The organism is Streptomyces sp. UNOC14_S4, assembly GCF_020740835.1.
In the GTDB taxonomy this organism is placed as follows: Bacteria; Actinomycetota; Actinomycetes; order Streptomycetales; family Streptomycetaceae; genus Streptomyces.
Genome location: NZ_JAINFC010000305.1, coordinates 1 through 9,359, shown reverse-complemented (window position 1 = coordinate 9,359; position 9,359 = coordinate 1). Strand labels below are relative to the sequence as shown.

Here is a 9,359-nt window from a genome sequence, read left to right as displayed (position 1 = left end):
CACTCGAACAGCAGCACACCTACCACTCGTTCACCCGGAAAGAGGACCACTGATGGAGTCGGCTGAAATCCGCCGCCGCTGGCTGCGCTTCTTCGAGGAGCGCGGACACACCGTCGTCCCCTCGGCGTCAGTCATCGCGGACGACCCGACCCTGCTGCTGGTCAACGCGGGCATGGTCCCCTTCAAGCCGTACTTCCTCGGCGAGGTCAAGCCGTCCTTCCAGCGCGCCACCAGCGTGCAGAAGTGCATCCGCACGCCCGACATCGAAGAGGTCGGCAAGACCACCCGCCACGGCACGTTCTTCCAGATGTGCGGCAACTTCTCCTTCGGCGACTACTTCAAGGAAGGCGCCATCAAGCTCGCCTGGGAGCTGCTGACCGCCCCGGTGGCGGACGGCGGCTTCGGGCTGGAGCCGGAGAAGCTCTGGATCACCGTCTACCAGGACGACGACGAGGCCGAGCAGATCTGGCGCGACGTCGTCGGCGTGCCCGCCGAGCGCATCCAGCGCCTGGGCAAGAAGGACAACTTCTGGTCCATGGGCGTCCCCGGCCCCTGCGGCCCCTGCTCCGAGATCAACTACGACCGCGGCCCGGAGTTCGGCGTCGAGGGCGGCCCCGCCGTCAACGACGAGCGCTACGTGGAGATCTGGAACCTGGTCTTCATGCAGTACGAGCGCGGCGCGGGCGACGGCAAGGAGGACTTCCCGATCCTCGGCGACCTGCCGTCCAAGAACATCGACACCGGCCTCGGTCTCGAGCGACTCGCCATGATCCTGCAGGGCGTGCAGAACATGTACGAGACCGACACCCTGCGCGTCGTCATGGACAAGGCCACCGAGCTGACCGGCGTCCGCTACGGCGACAAGCACGAGACGGACGTGTCCATGCGCGTGGTCGCCGACCACATGCGCACCTCCGTGATGCTCATCGGCGACGGCGTCACCCCCGGCAACGAGGGCCGCGGCTACGTGCTGCGCCGCATCATGCGCCGCGCCATCCGCAATATGCGTCTGATGGGCGCCACCGGCCCCGTCGTCGCCGAGCTCCTTGACGTCGTCATCAAGACGATGGGCGAGCAGTACCCGGAGCTCGTCACCGACCGCAAGCGCATCGAGACCGTGGCCCTCGCCGAGGAGGCCGCGTTCCTCAAGGCCCTCAAGGGCGGCACCAACATCCTCGACACCGCCGTGTCCGAGACCAAGGCCGCCGGCGGTACGGTCCTCGCCGGTGAGAAGGCGTTCCTGCTCCACGACACCTGGGGCTTCCCGATCGACCTCACCCTCGAGATGGCCGCCGAGCAGGGCCTGACCGTGGATCAGGACGGCTTCCGCCGCCTGATGAAGGAGCAGCGCGAGCGCGCCAAGGCCGACGCCAAGGCCAAGAAGACCGGCCACGCCGACCTGTCCGCCTACCGCGAGGTGGCCGACACCACCGGCGAGACCGACTTCACCGGCTACACCCTCACCCAGAACGAGTCGACCGTCGTCGGCCTGCTCGTCGACGGTGTGCCCTCGCCCGCCGCCACCGAGGGCGACGAGGTCGAGGTCGTCCTCGACCGCACCCCCTTCTACGCCGAGGGCGGTGGCCAGCTCGCCGACCAGGGCCGTATCAAGCTCGACAACGGCGCCGTGATCGAGGTCCGCGACGTCCAGAAGCCCGTCCCGGGCGTCCACGTCCACAAGGGTGTCGTGCAGGTCGGCGAGGTGACGGTCGGTTCGTCCGCCTACGCCTCGATCGACGTCACGCGCCGCCGGGCCATCGCCCGTGCCCACAGCGCCACCCACCTCACCCACCAGGCGCTGCGCGACGCCCTGGGCCCGACCGCCGCCCAGGCCGGTTCGGAGAACTCGCCCGGCCGCTTCCGCTTCGACTTCGGCTCCCCGGCCGCCGTGCCCGGCAGCGTACTGACCGACGTCGAGCAGCGGATCAACGAGGTCCTCTCCCGCGAACTCGACGTGCACGCCGAGGTCATGAGCCTGGACGAGGCCAAGAAGGCCGGTGCCATCGCCGAGTTCGGCGAGAAGTACGGCGAGCGCGTGCGCGTCGTGACCATCGGCGACTTCTCCAAGGAGCTCTGCGGCGGTACGCACGTCGCCAACACCGCCCAGCTGGGTCTGGTGAAGCTGCTCGGCGAGTCCTCGATCGGCTCCGGAGTGCGCCGTGTCGAGGCCCTCGTCGGCGCCGACGCCTACAACTTCCTGGCCCGGGAGCACACGGTCGTCGCCCAGCTGACGGAGCTGGTCAAGGGCCGTCCGGAGGAGCTGCCGGAGAAGATCTCGGGCATGCTCGCCAAGCTCAAGGACGCCGAGAAGGAGATCGAGCGCTTCCGCGCCGAGAAGGTGCTCCAGGCCGCCGCCGGTCTGGCCGAGGGCGCCAAGGACGTGCACGGCGTGGCCCTGGCCATCGGCCGGGTGCCGGACGGCACCGGCGCCGACGACCTGCGCAAGCTGGTCCTCGACGTGCGGGGCCGTATCCAGGGCGGCCGCGCCGCGGTCGTCGCCCTGTTCACCGTGGCCAACGGCCGCCCGCTGACCGTCATCGCCACCAACGAGGCCGCGCGCGAGCGCGGGCTCAAGGCCGGTGAGCTGGTCCGTACGGCTGCCAAGACCCTCGGCGGCGGTGGCGGCGGCAAGCCGGACGTCGCCCAGGGCGGTGGCCAGAACCCGGACGCCGTCGACGAGGCCATGGCCGCCGTCGAGCGCCTCGTGGCGGAAGCGGCCTGATCGCCGTGCGACGAGGCAGGCGTATCGCCGTCGACGTCGGGGACGCCCGGATCGGGGTCGCCACGTGCGACCCCGACGGGATCCTCGCCACTCCGGTGGAGACGGTGCCGGGGCGGGACATCCCGCAGGCCCACAAGAAGCTCGCGGCGATCGTCGCGGAGTACGAGCCGATAGAGGTGGTCGTCGGTCTGCCCCGCTCCCTCAAGGGGGGAGAGGGGCCCGCCGCGGCCAAGGTGCGGACCTTCGCGAAGGAGATGGCCCGGCGGGTGGCGCCCGTACCGGTGCGGCTGGTCGACGAGAGGATGACAACCGTCACAGCCGCCCAGGGACTGCGCGCCTCCGGGGTCAACGCCAAAAAGGGCCGCTCGGTCGTGGACCAGGCGGCAGCGGTGGTCATCCTGCAGAACGCGCTGGAGATCGAGAAGACCTCCGGCCGGCCTCCCGGCGAGGCCGTAGAAGTGGTCATCTGATCGCAGTACGGTAACGTTCCGCGCTGACATGGCAGCCGTTCGAACGTCTTCCGTACAGGACCGACGATTCGAAACCCGCGCTCCCCGGAGCACACGACAGGCTGCCGCTGTGCGGCACTAGGGGATTGATGACTGAGTACGGCCGGAACCCCGGCTCCCAATGGCATCCCGAGGACCCGCTCTACGGGGCACAGGGATACGACGGGCAGCAGCACCCCCAGCAGTCGCAGCAGCCCCACTACGGTCAGCAACATCAACAATACGGCTGGGACCCCTCGCAGAACGCGGGGGGTCCTTACACCGGTGACCCGTACGGGCAGCAGCAGCACCCCCAGCAGCCCGCGGACCCCTATGCCGGCGGGCAGCAGCAGGAGTACTACGGCTCCCAGGACGCGTACGCGCAGCAGCAGCCGCAGCATTCGCAGCAGCAGCCGCAGCAGCACGAATCCCAGCAGCACATGCAGCAGCAGTACCAGCAGCAGGCGCACGTCCCGCAGCAGGAGCAGCAGCACGACACGCAGTCCTTCGAGCAGCACCCGGACTGGCGCTCGGAACCGAACGAGGAGAAGATTTCCCTCTTCGACGACGCGCCCGCCGCCCCCGTCCGCACCGACGACGCGGACGAGCCGCGCGAGGAGCGCCCGCGCGGCCGTGAGCGGCGTGGCAAGGGCAAGAAGTCCAAGAACAAGCGCCGCAGCGGTACCGCCTGCCTCCTCGTCGCCGTGGTCCTCCTCGGTGTCGTGGGCGGTGGCGGCTATCTCGCCTACGACTACTGGCAGACCCACTTCGCCGCCGCGCCGGACTACGACGGTGAGGGCAGCGGCCAGGTCACGGTCGAGATCCCCAAGGGGGCGGGCCTCGCCCAGATGGGTGAAGTGCTCCAGAAGGCGGGCGTGGTCAAGAGCGTCGGCGCCTTCACCGCCGCCGCGGACAAGAACCCCAAGGGCAAGTCCATCCAGCCCGGCACCTACAGCCTGCACAAGGAGATGTCGGGCGAGGCGGCGGTCGCGATGATGACCAACACCTCCAACTTCCTCGTCATCCCCGAGGGCCGCCGGGCCGTGCAGATCTACGGCATGATCGACGACAAGCTCGGTCTCCCGAAGGGCACGACCAAGGACGTCGCCAAGAACCAGGCGAAGAACCTCGGCCTGCCCGACTGGGCGAGCACCGACTCCAAGGTCAAGGACCCGCTGGAGGGCTTCCTCTATCCCTCGCAGTACAGCGCGAGCAAGGGCACCAAGCCCGAGGACGTCCTGAAGCAGATGGTCGCCCGGGCCAAGGAGAACTACGCCAAGGTCGACCTGGAGGGCAAGGCCAAGGAGCTCAACCTCAAGTCCCCGTACGAGCTGATCACGGTGGCGAGCCTGGTCAACGCCGAGGGCCTGACCCACGACGACTTCCGCAAGATGGCCCGCGTCATCTACAACCGGCTCAAGCCGACCAACACCGTGACGAACGGCAAGCTCGAGTTCGACTCGACGTACAACTACGTCAAGAACCAGAGCAAGCTCGACCTCGACCCCAAGCAGCTTCGGTCCTACGACGACCCGTACAACACGTACCACGTCAAGGGCCTGCCGCCCGGTCCCATCGGCAACCCCGGCGAGGAAGCGCTGAAGGCCGCGATGGATCCCGAGCAGGGCGACTGGTACTTCTTCGTCTCCGTCGACGGCAAGACGACGAAGTTCGCCAACACGCTGGCCGAGCACGACAAGCTCGTCCAGGAGTTCAACGAGTTCCAGAAGAAGAAGCAGCAGGGATGAGCCAGGGATGAGCCTCCACCTCGGGCGCCACAGGGCCGCCGTGCTCGGATCGCCGATCGCCCACTCGCTCTCGCCGGTCCTGCACCGCGCCGCCTACGCGGAGCTGGGCCTGGAGGGCTGGACGTACGACCGCTTCGAGGTCGACGAGGCGGCCCTGCCCGGCTTCTTCGAGGGGCTGGACGGCTCCTGGGCCGGGCTCTCGCTGACCATGCCGCTCAAGCGGGCGGTCGTCCCGCTGCTCGACGAGGTCAGCGTGACCGCGGCCGCCGTCGAGGCCGTCAACACCGTGGTGTTCACCGACGACGGCCGCCGCGTCGGTGACAACACCGACGTCCCCGGCCTGATCGCGGCCCTGCGCGAGCGCGGCGTCGAGGAGACCGGGCGGGCCGCCGTGCTCGGCGCCGGTGCCACCGCCTCCTCCGCGCTCGCCGCCCTCGGCCGGATCTGCTCCGGCGAGGTCACGGTCTACGTCCGCAGCGAGGCCCGCGCCGCCGAGATGCGCCAGTGGGGCGAGCGGCTGGGCGTGGCCGTCACGACCGCCGACTGGTCCCGCGCCGCCGAGGCCTTCACCGCGCCGCTGGTGATCGCCACCACCCCGGCCGGCACCACCGACGCGCTCGCGGACGCGGTCCCCGAGCACCCCGGCACCCTCTTCGACGTGCTCTACGAGCCGTGGCCCACCCGCCTCGCCGCCGCCTGGTCGGCGCGCGGCGGCGCGGTGCTCGGCGGCCTGGACCTCCTGGTGCACCAGGCCGTGCTCCAGGTCGAGCGGATGACGGGCCGCGCCCCGGCCCCGCTCGCCGCCATGCGTGCCGCGGGCGAGGCCGCCCTCGCCGCCCGCACGCACTGATCCCGGCCCGGACCCCGGTCCGGTGACGTCCGCGACCTGACGCACTCGCGTCCACAACCCGGACCTGTGGCCGGGGAAACCCACCGGACGTGGGAGGATCAGAGGTGGCGGGCCGGGGCCGCGCACCTGGTCGCGCCGCCGCACGGTCCACAGGCGCGAGCAGAGGAGTCCCGTTGAGCAGGTTGCGCTGGCTGACGGCCGGAGAGTCCCACGGTCCGGCCCTGGTGGCGACGCTGGAGGGGCTTCCCGCCGGTGTGCCGATCACCACGGACATGGTCGCCGACCACCTGGCCCGGCGCCGCCTCGGCTACGGCCGCGGCGCCCGCATGAAGTTCGAGCGCGACGAGGTCACCTTCCTCGGCGGCGTCCGGCACGGCCTGACCCTCGGCTCGCCCGTCGCGGTCATGGTCGGCAACACCGAGTGGCCCAAGTGGGAAAAGGTCATGGCCGCCGACCCGGTCGACCCCGCCGAGCTCGCCGAGCTGGCCCGCAACGCGCCGCTGACCCGCCCGCGCCCCGGCCACGCCGACCTGGCCGGTATGCAGAAGTACGGCCTGGACGACGCCCGGCCGATCCTGGAGCGCGCCTCCGCCCGCGAGACCGCCGCCCGTGTCGCCCTCGGCGCCGTCGCCCGCTCCTACCTCAAGGAGACCGCGGGCATCGAGATCGTCTCCCACGTCGTCGAACTGGCCGCCGCCAAGGCCCCGTACGGCGTCTACCCCACGCCCGCCGACGTCGAGCGCCTCGACGCCGACCCGGTGCGCTGCCTCGACGCCGACGCGAGCAAGGCGATGGTCGCCGAGATCGACCAGGCCCACAAGGACGGTGACACCCTCGGCGGCGTCGTCGAGGTCCTCGCCTACGGCGTGCCCGTCGGCCTCGGCTCGCACGTCCACTGGGACCGCCGCCTCGACGCCCGGCTGGCCGCCGCGCTCATGGGCATCCAGGCGATCAAGGGCGTCGAGGTCGGCGACGGCTTCGACCTGGCCCGCGTGCCCGGCTCGCAGGCGCACGACGAGATCGTCTCCACCGACGAGGGCATCCGCCGCACGTCCGGCCGCTCCGGCGGCACCGAGGGCGGCCTGACCACCGGTGAACTGCTGCGCGTCCGCGCCGCGATGAAGCCCATCGCGACCGTGCCGCGCGCCCTGGCCACCGTCGACGTGGCCACCGGCGAGGCCACGAAGGCGCACCACCAGCGCTCCGACGTGTGCGCCGTCCCGGCCGCGGGCATCGTGGCCGAGGCCATGGTGGCGCTCGTGCTGGCCGACGCGGTGGCGGAGAAGTTCGGCGGCGACAACGTCGCCGAGACCCGCCGCAACGTCCGGTCCTACCTCGAGAACCTGGCCATCAAGTGACCGGCCCCGCCGTCGTCCTGGTGGGCCCGCCCGGCGCGGGCAAGTCCACCATCGGCGCCCTGCTCGCCCAGCGGCTCGGCACCGGCTACCGGGACACCGACGCCGACATCGAGCGGGCCGCGGGCAAGCCCATCCCGGAGATCTTCATCGACGAGGGCGAGCCCCACTTCCGCGCCCTGGAGCGGGAGGCCGTCCGCACCGCCGTCGCCGAGCACCCCGGCGTGCTCGCGCTCGGCGGCGGCGCGGTCATGGACGACGGCACCCGGGCCCTCCTGGCGGGCCTGCCCGTGGTCTTCCTCGACGTCGAACTCGCCGACGCCGTGCACCGGGTGGGCCTCGACGCCCCGCGCCCGCTGCTCGCGGTCAACCCGCGGCAGCGCTGGCGCGAGCTGATGGAGGCCCGCCGCCCGCTCTACACCGAGGTGGCCCGCGCCACCGTCGCCACCGGCGGCCGCACCCCCGACGAGGTGGCCGACGCCGTGCTCCAGGCGCTGGCACTGCCCCGGGACCGTACCCCCGACACCACGCAGTGAGGAACGCATGACCGACGCCCCCACCCGCATCCGCGTCGCCAGCGAGGGCACCGAGCCGTACGAGGTCCTCGTCGGCCACCAGCTGCTCGGCGAGTTGGCCGGTCTGATCTCACCGCGGCCTGGGGGTCCCCCCGCCGGAGGCAGGGGGAGGGTCGCCGTGCTGCACCCGGAGGCGCTGGCCGCCACCGGTGAGGCACTGCGCGAGGACCTGGCCGCGCAGGGCTACGAGGCCGTGGCGATCCAGGTGCCCAACGCGGAGGAGGCCAAGACCGTCGAGGTCGCGGCCTACTGCTGGAAGGCGCTCGGCCAGTCGGGCTTCACCCGCACCGACGTGATCGTCGGCGTCGGCGGCGGGGCCACCACGGACCTCGCGGGTTTCGTCGCGGCGACCTGGCTGCGCGGGGTCCGCTGGATCGCGGTGCCCACCACGGTGCTGGCCATGGTCGACGCGGCGGTCGGTGGCAAGACCGGCATCAACACGGCGGAGGGCAAGAACCTCGTCGGCGCCTTCCACCCCCCGGCCGGGGTGCTGTGCGACCTCGCCGCGCTGGACTCGCTGCCCGTCAACGACTACGTCAGCGGCCTGGCCGAGGTCATCAAGGCGGGCTTCATCGCCGACCCGGCCATCCTCGACCTCATCGAGGCCGACCCCGAGGGCGCGCGCTCGCCCCAGGGCCCGCACACGGCGGAGCTCATCGAGCGCGCCATCCGGGTCAAGGCGGAGGTCGTCTCCAGCGACCTCAAGGAGTCCGGCCTGCGCGAGATCCTCAACTACGGGCACACCCTCGCCCACGCGATCGAGAAGAACGAGCGCTACAACTGGCGGCACGGCGCCGCGGTGGCCGTCGGCATGGTCTTCGCGGCCGAGCTCGGCCGCATCGCCGGGCGCCTGGACGACGCGACCGCCGACCGCCACCGCGCGATCCTCACCTCCGTCGGACTGCCCGTCACCTACCGCGGCGACCAGTGGCCCAAGCTCGTCGAGACCATGAAGGTCGACAAGAAGTCCCGCGGCGACCGCCTGCGCTTCATCGTCCTCGACGGCCTCGCCAAGCCCACCGTCATGGAGAGCCCCGACCCCGCCATGCTGCTCGCCGCGCACGCGGAGATCGCCGCGTGAGCCGCCGGGTGCTCGTGCTGAACGGGCCGAACCTCGGACGCCTCGGCTCGCGCGAGCCGGACGTCTACGGCTCCACCTCCTACAAGGGCCTCGTCGAGGAGTGCACCCGGCTGGGGGAGGAGCTCGACCTCGCCGTCGAGGTCCGCGAGACCAACGACGAGGGCGAGCTCGTCCGCTGGCTGCACGAGGCGGCGGACGGGCATGTCCCGGTCGTCATCAACCCCGGTGCGTTCACCCACTACTCGTACGCCATGCGGGACGCGGCGGCGCAGCGCACGGCACCGCTCATCGAGGTCCACATCTCGAACCCGTACGCGCGGGAGACGTTCCGCCACACGTCGGTGATCGCGGCGGTGGCGAGCGGGACGGTGGCCGGGTTCGGGATCGGTTCCTACCGCTTGGCGCTGCGCGCCTTGGCGGAGGAACTGGCGGGCTGACCCACGCGTCTTTGCGAAGGTCCGGGGCTCCGCCCCGGGCCCCGTGGTGGTCGGTTGCGGCCGGTGGTCCGGTTGTGCCCACCCTCCCCCAGACTTCGTCCGG

Annotated in this window: 8 protein-coding genes; all 8 read left to right on the top strand. The window is 71.6% G+C overall.

Annotated elements, in window-relative coordinates:
* The first annotated feature begins 52 nt into the window (after positions 1 to 52).
* The 8 genes from alaS to aroQ all read left to right on the top strand — a co-directional run bounded on the left by alaS (position 53) and on the right by aroQ (position 9,256).
* Complete coding sequence (gene alaS, locus K6I34_RS24265) at positions 53 to 2,722, top strand: alanine--tRNA ligase (RefSeq protein WP_229328458.1); 2,670 nt, start codon at positions 53 to 55, stop codon at positions 2,720 to 2,722.
* On the top strand, positions 2,719 to 3,192 hold the full coding sequence (gene ruvX / locus K6I34_RS24260) for a Holliday junction resolvase RuvX (protein WP_229328459.1): 474 nt from the start codon (positions 2,719 to 2,721) through the stop codon (positions 3,190 to 3,192). Before alaS ends, ruvX begins: the two co-directional genes overlap by 4 nt.
* Before the next feature lie 128 nt (positions 3,193 to 3,320).
* The gene (mltG, locus tag K6I34_RS24255) at positions 3,321 to 4,958 is read left to right on the top strand and encodes an endolytic transglycosylase MltG (RefSeq protein ID WP_229328457.1); all 1,638 of its coding nucleotides are present in this window, start codon (positions 3,321 to 3,323) and stop codon (positions 4,956 to 4,958) included.
* Positions 4,959 to 4,965: 7 nt separating this feature from the next.
* Positions 4,966 to 5,808: a shikimate dehydrogenase gene (locus K6I34_RS24250; protein WP_229328456.1), complete on the top strand. Its 843-nt coding sequence runs from the start codon at positions 4,966 to 4,968 to the stop codon at positions 5,806 to 5,808.
* A 173-nt stretch (positions 5,809 to 5,981) separates the two neighbouring features.
* Positions 5,982 to 7,166: a chorismate synthase gene (aroC, locus tag K6I34_RS24245; protein WP_229328455.1), complete on the top strand. Its 1,185-nt coding sequence runs from the start codon at positions 5,982 to 5,984 to the stop codon at positions 7,164 to 7,166.
* Complete coding sequence (locus tag K6I34_RS24240; protein ID WP_229328454.1) at positions 7,163 to 7,699, top strand: shikimate kinase; 537 nt, start codon at positions 7,163 to 7,165, stop codon at positions 7,697 to 7,699. The genes aroC and K6I34_RS24240 overlap by 4 nt, the downstream gene beginning before the upstream one ends.
* Before the next feature lie 7 nt (positions 7,700 to 7,706).
* Positions 7,707 to 8,819, top strand: a complete 1,113-nt coding sequence (gene aroB / locus K6I34_RS24235; RefSeq protein WP_229328453.1) for a 3-dehydroquinate synthase — start codon at positions 7,707 to 7,709, stop codon at positions 8,817 to 8,819.
* Positions 8,816 to 9,256, top strand: a complete 441-nt coding sequence (aroQ, locus tag K6I34_RS24230) for a type II 3-dehydroquinate dehydratase (protein ID WP_229328452.1) — start codon at positions 8,816 to 8,818, stop codon at positions 9,254 to 9,256. The genes aroB and aroQ overlap by 4 nt, the downstream gene beginning before the upstream one ends.
* Positions 9,257 to 9,359: the final 103 nt, after the last annotated feature.

Bases quoted from the DNA above. Each gene is read 5' to 3' on its own strand.
- alaS (WP_229328458.1), top strand. From the start codon at position 53: ATGGAGTCGGCTGAAATCCGCCGCCGCTGGCTGCGCTTCTTCGAGGAG.
- mltG (WP_229328457.1), top strand. From the start codon at position 3,321: ATGACTGAGTACGGCCGGAACCCCGGCTCCCAATGGCATCCCGAGGAC.
- K6I34_RS24250 (WP_229328456.1), top strand. From the start codon at position 4,966: ATGAGCCTCCACCTCGGGCGCCACAGGGCCGCCGTGCTCGGATCGCCG.
- aroB (WP_229328453.1), top strand. From the start codon at position 7,707: ATGACCGACGCCCCCACCCGCATCCGCGTCGCCAGCGAGGGCACCGAG.